This is a genomic window from Caulifigura coniformis (genome assembly GCF_007745175.1).
In the GTDB taxonomy this organism is placed as follows: domain Bacteria; phylum Planctomycetota; class Planctomycetia; order Planctomycetales; family Planctomycetaceae; genus Caulifigura; species Caulifigura coniformis.
In genome coordinates, this window is record NZ_CP036271.1 from 4,084,911 (window position 1) to 4,104,761 (window position 19,851).

Here is a 19,851-nt window from a genome sequence, read left to right on the forward strand (position 1 = left end):
CCGGGGCAGCGCGAGCTCCGTGTTGCGGACGATGACGGACGCTGTTCGTGATCTGCTGATTGGGTTTTGTCGAGACACTCTCCGAGATCTTCGCGAGCAGTCCGCTGCCCGATTCGGGCCGGTGTGACCAGCAGTCGACGTGTTGCTCGCCGCCGCGGGACGATGTCAGCCAATATCGTCGATCCGGCTCGTCGTCGTGTGTGGCGATCGACGGCCGAAGCCGGCGATGCGCGTGATGGAGACGCAGGAAGGCTACGTCCTCCTGGATCAGGATTCGCTGGCCCAGATTTGGAGGTGGCTCGATCGTGGTGAGAACCTGACGAACGCCGCTTCCCTGTCGCCGCCGGCGCGGTGGGCGACCGCGGAGATTCAGCGAGGTTGCGACCAGTGGCCCGCCTTCCCCGCGCGGGCCAGTCATGGCGGCTCGCGGAACGGGAATGCTGTCGCGATCGGGCGCCTTAGAGACGGACCGTCACGCGTGAGCCTGCGGGGACATCCGGCCAGATCTCTCCGACCTGCTGAATACGGACCTCGACGAAGGACTCGCTGCCGACTTCGCTCGTCACCGTCTGGGCCTGTGGCGCGATCTTCACGATCCGGCCTTCGCGTTCTTCCCGGCCGGCAAACCTCACGCTGACTTTTTCGCCACACTTGAAGTGGAGAATCTTCTCGGAGGGCGCCTGAACGACCACTTCCCTTTCAATGTCGTCGAGGATGTCGACGATCGCTCCGCCCGGATTCACGGCACTTCCGGCGGTGATCTGCATCACGCCGATGCGACCGATCGCGGGGGACTTGATCTCGAGGTGTTCCCGTTCCGCTTTGATGAGCTGCAACTCACGGCGGGCCTGGGTGAGCTGGGCGTTGAGAACGTCGACGCCGGCCGAGCGTTTGACGACGTCGGGGAGCCGTCCCCGCAGCTTTTCGAGCCGCGACTTGTTCCAGGCGCACCATTCGATCTGGGCCTGCGAAACCTCGGCCGCATTCTCGGCGGCTTCGAGGCGGAGGACGGTGACCATGCGGTCTTCAGAAGACTCACCCTGCTCGCGGATGAGCGAGCTGATGAATTCATCATTGCCGCCAAGCATGGCGAACTGATTGCTGGCGAGCGAATCCGAGAGCATGCTGCGACGGAGTTCGAAGTCGTAGCGTTCTTTCTGGTACTTGGCGGCCAGAAGCTGCAGTTCACAGATATCCGAATCGACGTCGCGCAGACGCCAGTCGAGGTCGAGTTCCGCCTGGGCCTGCGAACGCATCAGCTCCGCTTCCGTCGAGGCGATCTGGCCCTGCTTCGATTCAAAGCGCCGTTCGAGATTGTCGTCGGCGAGGCGCGCAATGAGCGAGCCGGGCTCGACGAAGTCGCCGGAGCAGATTTCGATGGTCGAGATCACGCCGCTGCGCGGAGCGGCGATAGTGGTCATCCGGGGGTGGACATACCCGTAGAACTTCTCGCTGCGTCCTTCCGAGAGCCAGTAAGAAGCCGCGAGGCCCCCGCCGAGCGCGAGAATCACGACGACGAGCACCTGGAGAGGTGCCCCCGTGAATCCGGAGCGAGTGTGCCGCGCGGGCAAGGAAACGAATGTCATGCGATACGACGCGCAGTGAGGCAGGGTTAAGGCGAACCGCCAGTATTCGAATCGGGCTTCGTGCAAGCAGAATTGCAGCGGAAAGCTCCACCTTCTGCAGTTCGTGCGCGAGGCGGCGGATTGAGTCCTTCAGATCGCAGATCACACCCACAGGGTGCAGTCGGTAACATCGCTGCTGCGTCGTGGAATCGAGACGCGGGCGATAGAATTGGCTGAAGATTCAGGTGGCGTGCGGTGCGGTCGGCGTCGGTGCTGGCCTGGCCGTTGAAAGTCGCTTCAGGAAAAGTGAGACGTGGAACAGCAAACGGCATATACGGTTATGGCGAGGCGTTTCCGTCCGCAGACGTTTGAAGACGTCGTCGGCCAGGAGCAGATCGCCCACGCGCTGCGGAACTCGATCCGCTCGGGACGCGTCGCACATGCCTACCTGTTCACCGGGGCCCGCGGGGTGGGGAAAACCTCGTCGGCACGCATCTTTGCGAAGGCCCTGAACTGCCCTGCTGCGGTGGACGGAGTTCCTTGTAACCAGTGCGAGATCTGCCGGGGCATCTCCGCAGGGACGGATGTCGACGTTCTCGAAATCGACGGCGCCTCGAATCGCGGCATCGACGACATCCGTCAGTTGCGGTCGAACGTGAACGTGAAGTCGATGAGATCGCCCTACAAGGTGTACATCATCGACGAAGTCCACATGCTGACGAAGGAGGCCTTCAACGCCCTCCTGAAGACGCTCGAGGAACCTCCGCCGAACGTCAAGTTCATCTTCTGCACGACCGAGCCGAACAAAGTTCCGGATACGATCCTTTCTCGCTGCCAGCGATTCGACTTCGGCGTGATCGCCACGCCCCAGATTGCGCAGCGGCTGACGGAAATTGCGAATCAGGAAGGGATTCGAGTCGATGAAGAGGCGGTCAATCTCGTGGCGCGGCGGGCCGCGGGGTCGATGCGCGACAGCCAGTCGCTGTTCGACCAGCTGCTGGCGTTCGGGGCGGATCACATTACGGTCGAGGACGTCCACCGGTTGCTCGGAACGGCTCCGGACGACCGGCTGTTCGAACTGTTCGAGGCGGTCGCCGGCGAGGACCGGGCGGCCGTCCTGGAGCATCTTGACCGCTCGCTCTCAGAAGGGTGTCAGCTCGGAAGTCTGGCGGAACAGTTCCTCAGCTTCCTGCGCGACCTGATGGTGACTGCCGCCGGGGCCGGTGGGGTGGCACTGATGTCGGTTTCGGAGTCGAATCGGGAGCGTGTTCAGAAGCTCTCTTCCCAGCTCGGTTTACGGAGAGTCGGCGCCAGCCTTCAGATTCTGGCGGACTGTCGTGGACGCATGCAGCGAACGACGTATGGCCGTCCGCTGCTGGAGCTTGCGCTCGTCCGAATGACGCTTCTGGGGGAACTGAGCGAAATCAGCGTGCTGCTGGAATCGGGAGCGGCTCCGGCCGCCGGGGGGAACAGTGCACCTCCCCGCCCTGCTCCGCTGCGTCAGATGGTCGCCTCGCCGCCACCGGCACACCCAGCTGACGTAAAAAAAAACGCGCTGAGTGAGGCTGCTTCCTTCAGTCGGCCCGACACGCCGCGGGCGGAGACACCGCCTGCGTCCGTTGTAAACAGTGCTCCGACAAGGGCTTTAGCGGAGATGACGCAAGAGGATGGTTGGGGCGACGTGCTGCAACGTCTGCCCGAACAGATGGCCTCGCACGTTAGAAAATCGTCTGAACGTGCAATTCTTGGGCCAAATGGTCTGGCAGTCCTGTTTGGATCGAATTACTTTTTGAGTAAGTCGTACTGCGAACGACCGGAAACCGTCAGCCGCCTGGCTGCGGCGGTTTCGGAGGTTTGCGGGACGCAGGTGACAATCGAAATTCGAGCGGCGACCCCGGCGAAGCCGGTTTCCGTCGCAACTCAAACAACTAGAAATACTTCCAGTCGTCGACCAACATCGTCGACCCAGAACGACCCTTTTGTTCAGCAGGCCATTGCCCTGTTCGGCGGCTCCGTCGCCGAGGTCAGGGAACTCCTTGGCCAGACGTCCGGATCTGGTGATCCGGGAGGTTGAGCCGGATGAAGCGGTCTGGATGGATTCCCTCGAAATGTTCAAACAGATCGCTAACGTCGCCCAACTGATGAAGCAGGCTCAGGCCATGCAGGGGCGGGTCCACGAGATCAAGGCCCAACTCGAAAACCTGCGTGTGACCGGGACTTCCACGGACGGGATGGTGGAAGTCGATGCCGCAGGGGATCAGCGGATCGTCGCCGTCCGAATTCGGCCTGAGGCTCTCATTGCCGGCGCCGCAGCGCTGGAGCAGCAGGTCGCGTTCGCAACGAACGAGGCCCTCGACCGGGCGAAGCTGGCGGCCGCAGAGTTGATGCAGTCGGCGACGGGCGACCTTTCCGGCCTGGGAGACCTCTTTCCCCAGCTCGGCTCGCCGCGGTAACCACGACCACAATTCATCACGATCAGGACATCCAGTTCGTTCAGGGACGAAGCGTTCAAATGGCCCGGAGAGAGTTCCATCCAGAAGATCACCCTTTCGGTGTCTCAGTGGGGCGTCTGGTCAATCGACTGGCCGCCCTTCCGGGGGTGGGTCGCAAATCGGCCGAGCGCCTCGCGAACCACCTGGTGAGCTGTTCCGCCGCCGAGGCCCTGGAGCTGGCGAATGCGATCAAGGACGTGAAGGACCGGGTGAAGCGCTGCCAGAAGTGCTTCAACCTGACCGATTCGGAGCTGTGTCCGATCTGTCGAGATCCGCGTCGCGACCAGACGGTGGTGTGTGTTGTGGAACAACCGAAGGACGTGACGTCGCTGGAGGCCGCGGGGGTCTTTACGGGAACGTACCACGTCCTGGGAGGGCGGATTGCTCCTTTGGAAGGGATCCATCCGGGAGACCTGACCATCGAAGCGCTCCTGAAACGCATCCGGGATGACAACGTCAAGGAACTGGTGATGGCAACGAATCCGACCCTCGAAGGAGACGGCACTGCCCTGTTCATTTCGAATCGCCTGGAAGGGCAGCCCGTCAATGTGACCCGGCTGGCGCGGGGGATTGCGACCGGCAGCGTGCTGGAATTCGCGAACCGTGAGATGCTGGCGGACGCGCTCCGTGGGAGGCAGGCCTTCTAACGCAGCGGCCCCCCGCCTTCCCGACGATCCGATACGAGTTTCACAGACGAACTGACTTCAAGAATCATGCACCTTCACGTTTCACAGCAGATGCGGATGAGCCAGCAGATGAAGCTGGCTCCGCGCATGATTCAATCGATGGAAATTCTGCAGCTTCCGACCATGGAGCTGCAGGAGCGCATCGACCAGGAACTTGCCGAGAACTTCCTGCTGGAGCAACTGAATCCCGAGGCGGGCGGTCCGCCCGCCGAGGAGATGGATGGGGATACTTCCGGTTCCGATCCTTCGCTCGCCGAAGCGCCGCTGAAGGATGTCGAGGACCGGGAGATTGTGGCCGGCGCGGACGACAACAACGCGTCGGACTTTGAACGGCTGCTCGAGATTTCTCAGGAATGGCCGGACGACAACTACACATCCGGGTCGAAGCCTTCCGGCAACCGGCTCGACGAGGACGCGGACCGGCAGCACGACGTGATGGCGAACGCGGAGACCCGTCCGCAGACGCTGCAGGAATACCTGCTGGACCAGTTCCACTACTTTGACTGCTCGCCGATGGTCCGGGAGTTTGGCGAGTACCTCGTCCAGAACCTCGACACGAACGGCCGGTTGCAGAGCTCGCTTCCGGAGCTGGTGCAGGTGTTCGGGCGGCCGATTCCGATCGAAGAGGCGGAGAAGGCGCTGAAACTGATCCAGCGTCTCGACCCGCCGGGTATCGGCGCGCGTGACCTGAAGGAATGCCTGCTGCTGCAGATCACTCCGGAAACTCCGCTGCGGGACGTTCTGTTCACCCTCATCTCGCAGCACCTGGATGACATCGTCCAGAACCGGCTGCCGCTGATTGAACGCAAGACGGGGTATCCGCTGGATGCCATCAAGTCGGCCATCGAACAGATGCGGACCCTGAACCCCTACCCCGGTCGCGGGTTCGCCCAGGCGCCGGTGCAGAGCATCAGCCCGGAACTGACGGTCGACAAGGACGAGAACGGCAAGTGGTCGGTGACGCTGCTGGACGAGCATGTGCCGCAGCTGCGGATCAGCCGTCGGTACCTGCAGATGCTCGAGCAGAATCCCGATCCGGCGACGAAGGAATTCATCAAGCGGAAGGTCGAGTCGGCGCGGTGGCTGATCGACGCGATCGAGCAGCGCTACAGCACGCTCAAGAAGGTGGCCCAGACGATCGTCGACAAGCAGACGGAGTTCCTGGAGTACGGTCCAGAGCATATCCGACCACTGAAGATGGAAGACGTGGCGCAGGTGGTTGGCGTGCACGTGACGACGGTGTCGCGTGCAGTGGCCGACAAATACATCGCGACGCCGCGCGGGATCTTTTCGCTGAAGAGGTTTTTCGGTGGCGGAACAACGACCGAGAGCGGCGAGGAAGTCGCCTGGGACATCATCCGGATCAAGCTGAAAGAGATCGTCGACCAGGAAGATAAACGCGATCCGCTCAGCGACGACGCCCTCGTGGACGAACTGGCCAAGCAGGGTTACCAGCTGGCGCGCCGGACGGTCACGAAATACCGGAAGGCGCTCAATATCCCGTCGAGCCGGCAGCGACGCGAATACTGATTCGCAGCATTTCACCGGCATGGCGAGAGCCTGTGGACGGGCGTGAACGGGAACTCGTGTTGAGTCGGGTGCGGCCGAGGGCGTAGGCTGACTGGAGTTGCGAGGAGTACTCAGCGTCATGGAAGACGGATCATCCAGTCATCGCCCGTTCTCCGTCGTGCTGCATCAGCCCGACGTCGAGGAGACCGCGCCGCTGGAGATGCCGCCGGATGACGGCTGGTCGGTCGACGATCTCGAGGCCGAGTATCTCAAGGCAGTCGAAGCGGCGGAACAGGCCGAGCTGCTGTCCGAAATTGCCATCGACGCGGTCTCGGACGAAGTGTCGCTCGAGCCGGTTGCCGAGGAACAGCCGGTCGAACCCGAGGTACCGGTGGAGGCGCCGTCCGAGCCGGCCTTGGATGTCGACACGGCCCAGGTTCTTGAAGCACTGCTGTTCGTGGGAGGCGCGGCGCTCAGTCCGCGTCGGCTGGCGGATGTCGTGAATACGTCCGTCGACGAAGTGGAAGCCCGGATCGACGAGCTGAACCGGCGTTACCGGGGGGAGCGTCGACCGTATTTCATTGAACTCGAAGACGGGCATTATCGCCTCGCGATCGAAAGCGAATTTGAAGCCGTGCGGAGCCGCGTCCATGGGCAAGGGCCGCGGGACGTCCGGCTTGCGCCGGATGCGCTGGAGGTGCTGGCTCTGGTGGCTTACCAGCAGCCGCTTTCCAAAGAGGAGCTTGTCGCCAGCGGCAAGCCGGAGGCCGATTCGATTGTCCGCCAGCTGATCCGGCGGGACCTGGTGACCATCAGTCGCGGAGAGGACGGGAAGTCGATTCTCTATTCGACGAGCCCGCGGTTCCTCGAACTCTTCGGGCTGCGGTCGCTGAACGATCTGCCGCGGGCAGAAGACCTGCGGTTCAAGTAGCGGGTTTCGCGGCGGCCTGCAGTTCGATCTGCTCGAAGGCCCGTTTTGTGTCAGGGCCGCCAAGTTCCGGATACACGATGCGCGTCGACAGGATCAGTTTCCTGCACTCGGACGCCTGCCCGAGGGCGAGGAGGACCCGGGCCAGCCGCAGACGGGCGGCGAACCACGTTGCACTCCCCTGCTTCTGCTGCGCCTCGTGTCGTTGCCAGAAGTCGCGGGCACGGGCGAGTTCTTTCGGGTCGCCTGTCCGCTCGAGTGCTTCGGCAAAACGGGGCGCGAGTTCCGGCCTGCGAGTCGAGGCGTCCTCGAACATTCGGGCCGCCTCCGCGAAACGTCCGGAGGCGAAAAGGGCTTCGGCTTCGCATACCGCCAGCAGCATCCGGTCGTCATCCGTCAGGTCGGGGGATTGCAGGCGCACGCGGGTGATCGTCGCCAGTTCGAGTCGAGCGAGCTCCGCACGCCGGGCCCCTTCCAGCTGCCGGCCAGCGGCGTTCAGCTTGCGCAGCACGTCGAGCAGGTCGCCTGTTGAAATGGTCAGCAATTGATCGAGGGTTGTGGTCGCCTCTCTGTACCGTGCAGTCGCGACCAGGCAGACCAGCCGCAGTGCGGCCGCATCGTGTTCCAGCAGTCGCCACTCCTCGGAATCGTCGGACGGGGCGGGTTGCGGCATCCGGTTCAGGAGCGTGAGCACATCGTCGAACTTCGGGGCGGAGACTGCGGAGAGGAGTCGTGCGGCGTTCAGGAGGCGATGGGCGGATGAGACATCGGTTCCGGGCTCGCTGAGGAGCCGCTGTGAGAGTCGACCGGCATCGGCGTCCCAGTCTCGAGCACTCCGTCCGTCGAAGGAATCGGTGGAGCCTGAGCGAATCTGCTCGAGCGCCCCGAGCGTCGCGCGAACTGCTCGTTCGAGTGATTCCCGGGCCCTGGGATGAGCGGGCGGCATTCTCCGATCGGCGTCGACGATTGAGGCAGGGCGTCCCGTCTGCTCGGCGAAGGCCCCAAGCATCGCTGCGGCGTCGCCGGCGGTCTCATCCTCCGGAAAGCGATTGAGGTGATCGAGAAGCGCCCGTTGGTACTCGTTGCGATCGTCGATGCTTCCGGTCTTCGCGGAGACCCGGCCGCGGCAATAGGCCGCCAGGAGCGACGCGCGGGCCGCGTACATCGGTGCCGAGGCGTCACGGGCGACGTGCTCGCACTCGGCGATGGCTTCCTCGAACCGTTGCGACTCGACGAGCAGCGAGGCAGTCATGAATCGCAGTTCGGCGCGGCCGGCTGGAACGGTGGCGGCGTCGGCGGCCGCCCGGAAGGTGTCGATCGATTCGTTCCGCTGGCCGGCGCGGAACTCGCGGTTCCCGCGGCGGACGAGCGCCGCTGCATCGGCCCCGTAGGAATCGACCTGCTGCGCCTGCAGCAGGAGGAACTCGTTGCGCAGCCGCCAGGGACCGTTGACGTTGGCCTGCCCTTCCCTGGCGTTTGCGAGGAGATGTTCCCGTTGCGGGCCGGCATTCGTCGCCATCGTGAGAACGGCCTCGACATGGAGCGCGCGGAGGCGGTCGTTGATGTCTTCCAGCTCGGCCTTCGAGTCCACAAGCCAGCGGGCCGCGGCGTCGGCGCGCCCCTGGTCGAGTTCGAACCTTGCCAGTTCTGCGACGGCGTCCTGGCGCGCCGCCAGCGAACTGCGGTCGTTCATCACCTGCCGGACGAGTTGCCGCAGCTGATTCTCATCGCCTGTCAGGCGGGCGATGCGAATGGCGAAGCCTTTCAAGGCCGAGGTCGTGCCGCGTTCCGAGGAGCCGGCAAGCCGCTTGATGACCTCTTCCGCGAGCCGAATGCCGCGATCTTTCTCCCGTGTCGTTTCAGCCAGTTCGGCCGCCCGCAGGGCGAGGTCGATCGATTTCAGTCGTGCCGCGTGAATCAAAACGACGAGTTCCCGACGGGACAGGTCGTCGGGGGCGCGGTCGGCGACGGGCCTGCTCGCGGAGGCGGCGGCGGATCCGATCCAATCGTCCAGGGCCGCTCGTGATTCCAGGATCTGCTCCAGGGTGGACCGCCGCGCAGGGACGTCATCGGGATCGGCGGTCCAGTTCCACAGGGCGAGTTCCGCGGCATCCAGTCGCCGGTAAACGCGTTCGAGAGACACCGCCTCGATCCGGGGATAGGCCTCGTTGCCCCGATACTCGCCGAGGGCTTCCTCGGCGCGTGTTCGCAGAAAGGCCTGTTCCTCGGCCGTCGTCGAGTGCCACGCATGCTGCGCGAAGGTTCGCGACAACTCGACGGCGAGCTGCACTGATTCGGCCGACTCCGCCGGCAGTTCCGCCCGGCGATCGAGCCCATATCGCTCTGCGACTCCGAACAGCCCGCGCTCCCGAAGGCCTTCGAAATAGGCGGCCGTCAACGAGGGCTCCTGGCCGGACGCCCAGCTGGCCGCCAGCATTGCCGCCAGCGCGGCGGTTGCGGCAGTCGTCGCGCGGCGGGGCGTCAGAAAAGCGGCGATCCATCCCATACAGGGACGATACGACTGTCCGGAAACAGGGACAATACGACTGTCGCCGGACACTCTCCCATTGCGCGTCGGCCGTCGCCTTATTTCACGGGGGTTTTGCTCATCACGAAGGCGAACAGGTCGCGAACCTCTTCGTCGGTCAGTTTTTCGAGCAGGCCGTCCGGCATGAGTGACGTCCGCATGGCCTGCTTTTCCTCGACGTCGTCGCGATTGAGGAGCGTCGTCTGGTTGTTGGCGCCCCGGATCGTGACGGTCGTCGGCGTTTCCTGGTCGATCAGACCAGTGAGGACCCGGCCGTCCTTCATCGCGATGCCAAACTGCGTGAACTCCTCACGGATCGCGGCGGAAGGGTCGACGATCGCCACGGCGAGGAAATCGAGCTTCTCGCGGTCGTAGCCGGTGAGGTTGGGGCCTGTCTGACCCCCTTCCCCGAACAGCGTGTGGCAGGTGGCGCAATTCTTCTGAAAGAGGGCGCGTCCCTTGCCCGCGTCTCCGGCCGGCGACTGCGCCGTTCCTGACTTGATCAGCCGGGTGAGCCGATCGATCTGGAGCTTCTTCTCTTCGGAGGTGGCGCGCGTTTTCCCCCAGAACCGGTCGAGCTCTCTGTCGAGGTCGGGGTCCTGATGGAGCCGCATCTGCTGGATGAGATCGAGGGGGATCTCAGTCGATTTCATGCGGGACTGGGCGACTTCCTGCACGAGGGCCTTTGACCAGGGAGCCCGACTCGCGAGGAGCCTGAGGGCGACGCTGCGCAGGTCGAGCTCATCCGGGATCGAACTATGCCACCGATTGCAGACATCCTTGCCAATCGACACGTCGTCGTAGGCCATGAGTGCCTGAAGCGATGCCCGCTTGATCGGAACGGAAGGAGAAGCGAGGAGACGGACCAGCACCGCGGCCGCCCTGGGGCGTGGCGTCGCTCCGAATGCCTCGATGAGGGCGAGCCGGGATGCGATGGCTGACTTCTCACTGGCCACGACGTTCAGGGCTTCGGCGATCGCTTTCTCGTCTCCGAGCTTGATGCCGACGAGCAGTTCAGAGCCTGCGCCGCCTGCGGAGTTCGCAGCGAGGATGCTGGCCAGTTCTTTCGGGACGTCTGACAGGTCGCGGCCCGCAAAGGCTTCGAGGAATCCCTCCGCCAGCTTCTGCCGATGGGCGGGTGACGGGGCCGATTGGAACAGGCTGAGGCAGGCGTCGTAACACGCGGTCCGCCGTGCAGGATCATCGCCCGCGAGCAGTGCTTCGAGAGCGAAGCGCTGCGTCATCCGGGCAAGGACCGTTTCACCGATGATTGGTCGATTCCAGATGCCGGCGTCCTTGAGGATGGCCAGCATGGCCTCGCGATCCTGGCCGCAGTGGGCCTCGATGGCCCACCAGATCAGCAGCGGAACCTGCGAGTCGGTTGCATCTTCGTCGTGCGTGACCAGACCCTGAACGATCGCGGCCGCGGCATCAGCTTTGAGCCGCTTGGCCGTGGAAGCGAGCTGAGAGCGAACCTGAATGTAAGATTCTTCGCGGGCCAGACGAGCGAGTCGTTCGACGGTGGCGGCTTCGGCACGACGCCGGTCGCCGACGAGTCGGACGGTCCAGCGGCGGACGTGTTCATCGGGATGGTCGAGCAGAGTGCGGGCGAGGGCCTCGTCGAACCAGCCCCGCCAGTGCAATGCCCAGACGGCCTCGAGGGCTCCGGGTTCGTTTTTTCCTGCCAGAGTGATCAGCTTCGAATGAGCGGGATCGCCGGCGCGCTCGCCGAGAAGCCGCACGGCCGTGAATCGCTGCCACTTATCCGGATGCTTCAGCAGGGCGATCAATTCGTCGTCGGAGGCCCTGGAAATGTCGAACGACCCGGACGGTTTCTTCAACCCGCGCAGGCGATAGATGCGACCGCTGGTCTTGTGCCAGTTGTCGCGGGGATCGACGTGCGTCAACCGGGTGTCGTACCAGTCTGCGATGTAGACCCCGCCATCGGGCCCGACCTTGATATCAACGGGACGGAACCACTTGTCGGGCGTGGTGACCGGGACGGGGAGATCTTTCGTGGCGTAGGTCGAGCCGTCGGGCATGAGGTCGCTGGCCCAGACGCGGTTGTGAAGCGCGTTGGCCGAGATGATGCGTCCGCGATAGGTCTCGGGGAGGGAGTTTGCATCGTTGATGCAGAATGTCTGCGGGAAGCGGACGTCGTCCCCTTCGTGCCGCATGTGCTGGAAGTAGCCGAAGGCGTAAGGATTCGTGAGCGGACCATGCTTGGCCCAGTTTTTGACGCCGTAGCTTCCCTGGGCGTAGAACATGCCTCGCGTTCCACCGCCGTTCGTGCCCGAGAACAGGCGTCCTTTGGCATCAAACTCGAGGGAGAACGTGTTGCCACCCCCTTCGGCGAAGACCTCGAAGATCTTCGTGACTGGGTGGTAGCGCCACATGCACTGCCCCTGAAACGCCACGTTCTTCGAGACGGCCGAAGAGATGCGTCCGGTCGTGGTGCTGCCGTTCGCGCCGTACAGCCAGCCGTCGGGTCCCCAGGCGAGGCTGTTCGCCACGGAATGGGTGTCTTCCAGTCCGAAGCCGGAGAGGTGGACCTCGGGATCTCCGTCAGGAACGTCGTCGCGATTCGCGTCGGGATAGAACAGCAGGTAGGGGGCGTTCAGCACCCAGATCCCTCCCCTGCCGGAGAGCGCGGCCGTCGCGATGTTCAGGCCGGTGATGACATCCTTCTGCGAGTCGAACTCGCCATCGCCGTTGGTATCTTCGAAGACGGTGATCTTGTCGGCGCCGGGAGTTCCGTGCGGCGGCGGATCGGGCACCTTGTCGAAGACGGCGCGGAGGTACTGGTCGTAGCGCACGACCTTCAGACCGGCCGGAAACGGGTACTGCAGGTACTGCACGACCCACATGCGGCCCCGCTCATCGAAGCTGAGATAGAGTGGCTGGGCGACGTTCGGCTCGGCTGCCACGAGGTCCATCGCCAGACCGTCCGCCAGCTGAAACTGCTTGACCGCTTCGGGGGCGGGCGTCGGAGAGGAGTCGTCGCCAATCGCTCCCTTTCCCTGAAAGGAGCGAATGAACTGCTCAACGTCCTCCGATCCGGCCAGGCCCTCCTTGAACCGGTTCCGGCCGGACGGCTGATCGTCCGCAAAACCGAGCCCGGCGATCATTGACAGCGCAGCGGCAGCAACAGCGATTCGCATTGCGGCTCCTGGGTGGCGTGGCGAATCCGAAGTACGAGGGACCGGCCGAGCGTCTCGATGCGCCGCCACCCTTCCCCATGCACTCACGCGCCGTGATCAACTGGCTGGGGGAGAATGTGGCGTGCGATTGGCCTGACGACAGGTGTGGCGAATTACTTCTTCGCCAGTTCGGCCTCGATGGCGCTGACGACGGCTTCGGCGCTGGGTTCCGTCTTCGGCGAGAACCGGGCGATGACCTGGCCGTCGCGACCAACCAGGAACTTCTCGAAGTTCCAGCTGATCTTTCCGGGACCCGCCGGCTTGGTGGGGGTCGCCGTGAGCTGCTTGTAGAGGGGCGCGGCATTTTCGCCGTTCACATCGACCTTGGCGAACATGTCGAAGGTGACGCCGTAGTTCTGAGTGCAGAAGGCCTTGATCTCTTCGGCGGTGCCTGGCTCCTGGCTTCCGAACTGGTTGCACGGGAAGCCGAGGACGACGAAGCCCTGGTCCTTGTACTTATCGTGCAGGCGCTGGAGCGGCTTGTACTGGCCGGTCAGCCCGCATTCGCTGGCAACGTTCACGATCAGGACGACCTTGCCCTCGTACTTCGCGAGGTCGACGTCCTGTCCTTCCAGCGACTTCATGGTGTGGCTGAGGACGCCGGGCATCTGAGCTTTCACCTGGGGCTTGGTCTCTTCGGCGACAACGGCAAACTGGGCGGTGAGGGCAACCGTGGCGGCAATCGCAAACAACGAGCGAGGCATGGCGGGGAAATCCAGTGGGCGGGTCCGGCGTGGGCAGGCTTCTGGCGACCGGGTCGCAAGGACGGGCCGAGCCTGCGGCATGTTCCCCAATTCTACGACCGGGGAAGACCGTTTCCTACTGTTCCGCAAGACTTGCCAGCGGGTTCGGAAACCTCAATCCTGCGGATATGCCTTCCTCACCGGCCGATCACCCGTTCCGCGTCGCCATCGTCGGGGCCGGGTTCAGCGGCCTGTCCGCGGCGATTCGGATGATTGACCTGGCGGCGGAAGCGGGGAGAGGCCTGAATCTGCAGGTTTTTGAGGGCTTCACGGCGGTCGGCGGGCTGGTGGCGACGCAGCGGCTTGGCGAGTACCTCGTCGAGCGGGGAGCGGATTCGTTCATTACGAACAAGCCGGGGGGCGTGGCGATGTGCCGCCGGCTGGGCCTGCAGGATCGGCTTGTGTCGACAGACCCGAGGTTCCGGCAGTCCTTCATTCTTCGTCACGGGCGGCCGACGCCGACTCCGGCGGGCTTTCAGCTGATTGCCCCGACACGGATCGGACCGTTCCTGAAGTCGCCCCTGCTCTCCTGGCGGGGGAAGAAACGGGTGCTGGCGGAGACGTCGATTCCACAGCGGATGGACGACGGCGAGGAATCGGTCGCCAGTTTTGTCCGGCGACGCTTCGGGGACGAGTCGTTCGAGCGAATCGTGCAACCGCTGGTCGGCGGGATTTACACGGGGGACCTCGAACGTCTGAGCCTGCGGGCGACCTTCCCGCGCTTCGAGCAGATGGAACAGCAGTGCGGGAGCGTGCTGAAGGCTCTGCGCCGGCAGCGGACCGCCGATACCAGCGGTGCCCGGTATGGGTTGTTCGTGTCGCTTCCGGGGGGGATGACGGAACTGCTCGAGGCGATGAGGGGCGAGGTCGCCCGGAGCCAGAAGTTCGTTTTCGGCGACCGCGTGGAGCGGCTTCGGCGCGGGGAGGCTGGCCAGTGGGAGGTGACGGCGGGGAGGCAGACCCACGTCTTTGATGCGGTGGTGCTGGCCTTGCCGGCGCATGGCTCGGCGAAGCTGCTTGACGCGGTGGACGCGACGCTGGCCGGGCATCTCAATGCGATTGAGTACTCTTCTTCGGCGATCGTTCTGAGCGGGCACCGTCTGGCGGACGTTCGCCACCCCCTGGACGGCGCGGGCCTCGTCATTCCCCATGTCGAGCAGCGTCGCATTCTCGCCGTCTCGTTTGCGAGCCGGAAGTTTTCGGGGCGTGCGCCGGAGGGGCGCGTGATCCTGCGCACGTTCCTTGGCGGGGCCCTGCAGTCAGACGCGCTGGCTGCGGACGACGATGCGTTGAAGCGAGTCGTCCTCGAGGAACTCCGGTCGATCCTGGGCGTCGAGGGAAGGCCGGATTTCTGCGAAGTGGCTCGCTATCCGAGTGGCATTCCGCAGTTCGTCATCGGTCACCGGGCCCGCGTCGAGCGCATCGAGGCGAAGACGGGCGAACTTCGCGGGTTGTCGCTGGCAGGAAACGCCTATCATGGGGTCGGCATTCCGGACGCCATTCAGAGCGGCCTGTCTGCCGCGGAGAAGGCGTGGGCCGACGTGGCCGGCCGGGTGGCTGGCGACCGCGGTTCATCCGTGGGCGGCGACACGATTGCAACGCCACCGGCTCGCGGCGACGATCTCGCCGAGAGAACCCAACAATCAGCAGGATTGACGCTATGAAGTTGAAAGGCCGGAATTTCCTCATTACAGGGGCCTCGAAGGGGATCGGTCGCGGCTGCGCCATTGAACTGGCGAAGGAAGGGGCGAACATCGCGATCAACTATCGCTCGGGCAAGAAGGAGGCCGAGGCGGCCGCGGGCGAGATTCGCAAGCTGGGTGGGAAGGCCCTGCTGCTGCAGGCGGATGTTTCGAAACAGGCCGACGTCGAGGGAATGGTCAAGGCGACCGTCGAGGAGTTCGGAACTCTGGACGGCTATGTCTCGAACGCCGCGTACAGCGACCGCGAACTGATGGTGAAGGCCGACATGGAAGGCTTTCGCAAGACGATCGACGTCTCGATGTGGGGTGCCTTTTACGGCGTGCGTGCGGCAGCACAGGCGATGATTCCGCAGAACCGCGGAGTCATCATCGTGGTGAGCTCGCCGCATGCCGTGATCCCGATTCCGACCGCAATGGCCTACAACATGGCCAAGGCTGCAATCGACCACATGGCCCGTACGGCGGCGATCGAACTGGCGAAACATCGCATCCGTGTGAACGTGATTCATCCGGGCTGGATCGACACGCCAGGCGAGCGCAAGTTCTTCAGCGAAGACCAGTTGTCGCAGGGGGCGAGCAACATTCCGTGGCAGCGTCTGGGACAGCCGGAAGAGCTCGGGCGGCTCGCGACGTTCATCGCCAGTGACGACGCCGATTACATGACCGGCAGCACGGTTCTGATGGACGGCGGAATCTCCCTCCCCTGGTGGTCGAAGCGGGACGAAGGGATGCAGTAACGGCGTCCGGCAGGATTTGCCATTGCCGTTGAGGCGGTCGCCCGCCGCGTCGTATCATTTGGTCGCCGGATTCCCGGGCTGGTCATCGTACGATGCGATGGCCGGGCGAAGTTCCCTTGAGGTCCACGGATGGACATGCTTGTCATTCGCGGCGGTCAGCCGCTTCGCGGGACCGTCCGCACCAGCGGGGCGAAGAACGCCGCGCTGCCGATCATGGCGGCGTGCCTGCTGACTGACGGACCGGTCCGGCTGAGTGAAGTTCCGAAGCTTGCGGATGTCGACTCGCTGAGCCAGTTGCTCCGGCTCCTCGGCGTCGACGTCGAGGCAACCGGTCCGCAGGAACTTTCTCTGCGCGTCATCGATCGCCAGCACTTCACGGCTCCCTACGATCTCGTCCGGAAGATGCGGGCCAGTATCTGCGTCCTCGGGCCACTCGTCGCGCGGCGCGGTCGGGCGAAAGTTTCGCTTCCCGGCGGCTGCAACATCGGGCATCGCCCGATCGATCTTCACCTTCGCGGGCTCGAAGCGCTGGGGGCGCAGATCCGGGTCGAAGGGGGTTATGTCGAGGCCAGTGCCCGTCGGTTGCGCGGGGCGACCATCTCTCTCGCGGGGCCGTGCGGCAGTACGGTCACCGGCACAGCCAATATCATGGCCGCCGCGGTGCTGGCCAGCGGCGTCACGACGATCACCAGCGCGGCTCTCGAACCGGAGATCGTCGACCTCGCCGAGTTCCTGAACGGGCTCGGGGCGCAGATTACAGGGCAAGGCACGCCGGAGATCCGCATCGAGGGAGTGGCCGCGCTGTCCGGCGGGAAATACTCCGTCATTCCCGACCGCATCGAGGCCGCGACGTTGATGATCGCGGCGATCGCGACGCGGGGCGAAGTGACGATCACGAACATCCAGCCGACTCACCTCGAGAGCGTCATCCATCTGCTGCGCGAGGCGGGCGCCGACATCGAGATCGAGCAATCCGGAGAGGAGACTCGCGTCGTGGCCGCAGGCCGACGCATGTTGCGACCGATCGAATTCTCGGCGACTCCCTATCCGGGCGTGCCGACTGACCTGCAGGCCCAGTTGACGGCCCTGCTGACGGCGGCCGCAGGAGACAGCACAGTGACGGATGCGGTGTTCCCGAACCGGTTCATGCACGTGTCGGAACTGTGCCGGATGGGCGCGCGGATCGAGCATCGCGGCGACGGCGTTGTCATCCGCGGGCGGAACCGGCTGAGCGGCGCGAGCGTCATGGCGTCCGATTTGCGGGCCAGTGCGGCGCTTGCGGTCGCCGCCCTGGCCGCCGAAGGCCAATCGGTGATCCGTCGCGTCTATCACCTCGATCGGGGCTATGAACGGCTGGACCTCAAGTTGCAGTCGCTGGGTGGGCAGGTCGAGCGCATTCTCGATTCGCCCGATTCGATCCCCGGCAGTGATCCGACGGCGTTCCTCAAGGCGGCGTGAACATGTCCCACCGCCCTGCTCTTCACTGGAAACTCCAGGCGCCCGTGAGGGGCAACGCGCCCGCGTCACGGATCCGGCTGCTCGCGCTGGGCTTCGGCGTGATGCTCGTTGTTGTTGTCGGCCGCGTGGCGCATCTGCAGGGAGTTGTGGCGGATCGCTTCGTGGTTCAGTGGGATGAAACGTCGACGGTGCTCGAGCCAATCCCCGCGAGCCACGGACGCATCGTGTCGTCCGATGGCGTCGTGCTGGCGTTCGATCGGACACGGTTCGATCTGTCGGTCCACTATCGGTGGCTGGAAGAGCCGCCGAGTGCGCGCTGGCTCAGCCAGCAGGCGCGTCAACGCCTCGCGCCGCGCGATCGCCGCGACCGCGAAAAGCTGAAACAGGCCGAGGTAGAAGTGCTCGCGGCCCGCGAACAACTCTGGAGTGCGCTGGCCCACCTGACGTCGACAAGCCCTGAGACTCTCCAGGCACGACGTGGTGAGATTCAGCAGCGCGTCGCGCGAATGGTTCAAAGCGTCGAGAACCGCCGCCAGGCGGCCTCCGGCGACGAAGTGGCGGCGAGCGAGCCCTCTGCCAGCGAGCCGCTCTCGGTCGACCGGGTCTGGAAGACGATCGTCGCCGAACTGACGACTCCGCCGCAGCGAGAAAAGCAGGATCCGCTGGTCCTGAGAGAAGAACTCCAGGTTCATCCGATCCTGAGCGACCTTCCTCTCGCGACCGCAGCCGCCATTGAATCGGCTCCGACGACCTTTCCGCCGGGCGTGGTGACGATCCAGCGACGTCACGAGCGGATCTATCCCGGGAAGGACCTGGCGTCGCACGTCATCGGTGTCCGCCGCTCGTACCGCCCGGGTGAGCATGCTCTGGCCAAGGGAGGCGAAGGAGGTGTCGAGCAGGCCTACGACGCGGTGCTGCGCGGCCAGGATGGAGTGCGCCGGGTGGTCTATAACCGCCGCCGCGATGTGATCGATTCGGCGGTTGTCCGGCCGCCGGTTGAGGGGCGTGACGTCACCCTCTCGATCGTGGCGAACGTCCAGCGCACCGCAGAGTCGATTCTCGAGGCGGCACTCGCGTCGCCGCGCAAAGCAGAGGCTGCGCCGTCCGATTCCTCGGCCGGCGAGCCCTCAGCGACTCTTCCGCGAGGGGGAACGATCGTCGCTGTGGACGTGGCGACAGGCGACCTCGTGGCCGCGGCCTGCGCACCCCGGTTTGACCTGAACCTGTTCAATGAGTTCGACGCGGAGCGCTGGAATGCGCTGGTCAGCGATCCGCGCCGGCCGTTCTATCCGCGCATTACGGCGATGACCGCTCCCCCCGGCTCGGTCTTCAAAGTGTTGACGGCCGTCGCGGCGCTGGAGGAAGAGATCATTCAGCCGGAGTCGCAGATTCACTGTCGGGGTTATCTGAATCGCCCGGACCAGCTCCGCTGCATGATTTTCCGTAATCACGGTCTGAACCACGGCGACGTCAACGTCTCCGACGCACTCTGCCAGTCGTGCAACGTGTTCTTTTTTGAAGCCGCGCGGAAGATGGGGGATGCGCCGCTGCGGCGATGGAGTGAGCGATTCGGGTTTGGCGCCCCAACGGGGGCCGACCTGCCGGGAGAACAGGGCGGCCGGTTGCCGAAGGAACCGACAGGCGGACGCCGGACGCGTGACACGGGCTCGACGCTCCAGCTGGCCATCGGCCAGTCGTCACTGCTCGTCTCGCCGCTGCAGGTTGCGCGGATGATGGCGGCGATCGCCAATGGCGGCATCCTGGTTTCGCCCCGGTTTGCGCACGTGGCCCCGCTGGAGAAGGCTGCCAGCGGCATTCAACTCGCGAGTTTCGAGTCCTTCGAAACGCCGCCGGCGTCTTCGAAGCTCGACCTCTCGCCGCGGACGATCGCAGTGGTGCGGGAGTCGCTGGAACGGGTCGTTGAAGATCCGCTGGGGACGGGCCGGGCTGCGGCGGTGGCGGGCGTGCGAGTCGCGGGGAAGACTGGGACTGCGGAAACCGGGGGCGGGCAGCCCGATCATGCGTGGTTTGCGGGGTACGCTCCGGCGGATCGGCCGCGGATTGCGTTCGTGGTGATGCTGGAGCACGCGGGCTCGGGCGGGAACACCGCGGGGCCGGTCGCCCGGCAGTTTGTGGAAGGGCTTGTCGCCAACGGACTGATCCGGGCGGAGGACCGAACGCGCGATTGAGAGGGGATGGTCGCAGGCGCGGGGCGCATGAAAAAACCTCCGCGAGATGCCGTTCAAGCCGTCTCGTTCAGACCCGCAGTTTCAAGTGGAAGCCGCATCCCCGGGTCATGTTTT

13 protein-coding genes are annotated in these 19,851 nt (G+C 64.6%); 9 read left to right on the forward strand and 4 right to left on the reverse strand.

Going from position 1 to position 19,851, the window contains the following annotated elements; translation table 11 throughout:
• Window positions 1-458 precede the first annotated feature (458 nt).
• Window positions 459-1,586 carry an HlyD family secretion protein gene (locus Pan44_RS16490; protein WP_145031106.1) on the reverse strand — a complete coding sequence of 376 codons (1,128 nt, stop codon included), beginning with the start codon at window positions 1,584-1,586 and terminating at the stop codon, window positions 459-461.
• A gap of 319 nt (window positions 1,587-1,905) precedes the next feature.
• Between Pan44_RS16490 and dnaX the strand changes: the two genes are divergently transcribed.
• From dnaX to scpB, 5 genes are all read left to right on the forward strand, one after another.
• Entirely contained in the window at window positions 1,906-3,639 is a 1,734-nt protein-coding gene (gene dnaX, locus Pan44_RS16495) for a DNA polymerase III subunit gamma/tau (RefSeq protein ID WP_145031107.1), read from the forward strand.
• Window positions 3,640-3,658: 19 nt separating this feature from the next.
• A complete protein-coding gene (locus Pan44_RS16500; RefSeq protein ID WP_145031108.1) occupies window positions 3,659-4,018 on the forward strand; it encodes a YbaB/EbfC family nucleoid-associated protein in 360 nt (119 codons plus the stop codon).
• A gap of 59 nt (window positions 4,019-4,077) precedes the next feature.
• Window positions 4,078-4,704, forward strand: a complete 627-nt coding sequence (gene recR / locus Pan44_RS16505) for a recombination mediator RecR (protein WP_145031109.1) — start codon at window positions 4,078-4,080, stop codon at window positions 4,702-4,704.
• A 66-nt stretch (window positions 4,705-4,770) separates the two neighbouring features.
• Complete coding sequence (gene rpoN, locus Pan44_RS16510) at window positions 4,771-6,273, forward strand: RNA polymerase factor sigma-54 (RefSeq protein ID WP_145031110.1); 1,503 nt, start codon at window positions 4,771-4,773, stop codon at window positions 6,271-6,273.
• 118 nt (window positions 6,274-6,391) lie between these two features.
• A complete protein-coding gene (gene scpB, locus Pan44_RS16515; protein ID WP_145031111.1) occupies window positions 6,392-7,183 on the forward strand; it encodes an SMC-Scp complex subunit ScpB in 792 nt (263 codons plus the stop codon).
• Here the strand turns inward: scpB and Pan44_RS16520 are convergent.
• The 3 genes from Pan44_RS16520 to Pan44_RS16530 form a co-directional block, all read right to left on the reverse strand.
• Window positions 7,176-9,686 (reverse strand): hypothetical protein, encoded by a 2,511-nt coding sequence (locus Pan44_RS16520; protein ID WP_145031112.1) that lies wholly within the window; start codon window positions 9,684-9,686, stop codon window positions 7,176-7,178. The genes scpB and Pan44_RS16520 overlap by 8 nt on opposite strands.
• An 80-nt stretch (window positions 9,687-9,766) precedes the next feature.
• Window positions 9,767-12,868 (reverse strand): DUF7133 domain-containing protein, encoded by a 3,102-nt coding sequence (locus Pan44_RS16525; RefSeq protein ID WP_197453389.1) that lies wholly within the window; start codon window positions 12,866-12,868, stop codon window positions 9,767-9,769.
• 152 nt (window positions 12,869-13,020) lie between these two features.
• A complete protein-coding gene (locus Pan44_RS16530; RefSeq protein ID WP_145035073.1) occupies window positions 13,021-13,515 on the reverse strand; it encodes a glutathione peroxidase in 495 nt (164 codons plus the stop codon).
• Window positions 13,516-13,778: 263 nt separating this feature from the next.
• Here Pan44_RS16530 and hemG point away from each other — a divergent pair, with 263 nt between their 5' ends.
• The 4 genes from hemG (at window position 13,779) to Pan44_RS16550 (ending at window position 19,737) form a co-directional block, all read left to right on the forward strand.
• The gene (gene hemG, locus Pan44_RS16535; protein WP_145031113.1) at window positions 13,779-15,314 is read left to right on the forward strand and encodes a protoporphyrinogen oxidase; all 1,536 of its coding nucleotides are present in this window, start codon (window positions 13,779-13,781) and stop codon (window positions 15,312-15,314) included.
• A complete protein-coding gene (locus tag Pan44_RS16540) occupies window positions 15,311-16,090 on the forward strand; it encodes an SDR family NAD(P)-dependent oxidoreductase (protein WP_145031114.1) in 780 nt (259 codons plus the stop codon). The genes hemG and Pan44_RS16540 overlap by 4 nt, the downstream gene beginning before the upstream one ends.
• Window positions 16,091-16,219: 129 nt before the next feature.
• Entirely contained in the window at window positions 16,220-17,548 is a 1,329-nt protein-coding gene (murA, locus tag Pan44_RS16545; protein WP_145031115.1) for a UDP-N-acetylglucosamine 1-carboxyvinyltransferase, read from the forward strand.
• 2 nt (window positions 17,549-17,550) lie between these two features.
• Window positions 17,551-19,737 carry a peptidoglycan D,D-transpeptidase FtsI family protein gene (locus tag Pan44_RS16550; RefSeq protein ID WP_145031116.1) on the forward strand — a complete coding sequence of 729 codons (2,187 nt, stop codon included), beginning with the start codon at window positions 17,551-17,553 and terminating at the stop codon, window positions 19,735-19,737.
• The last annotated feature ends 114 nt before the right edge of the window (window positions 19,738-19,851 follow it).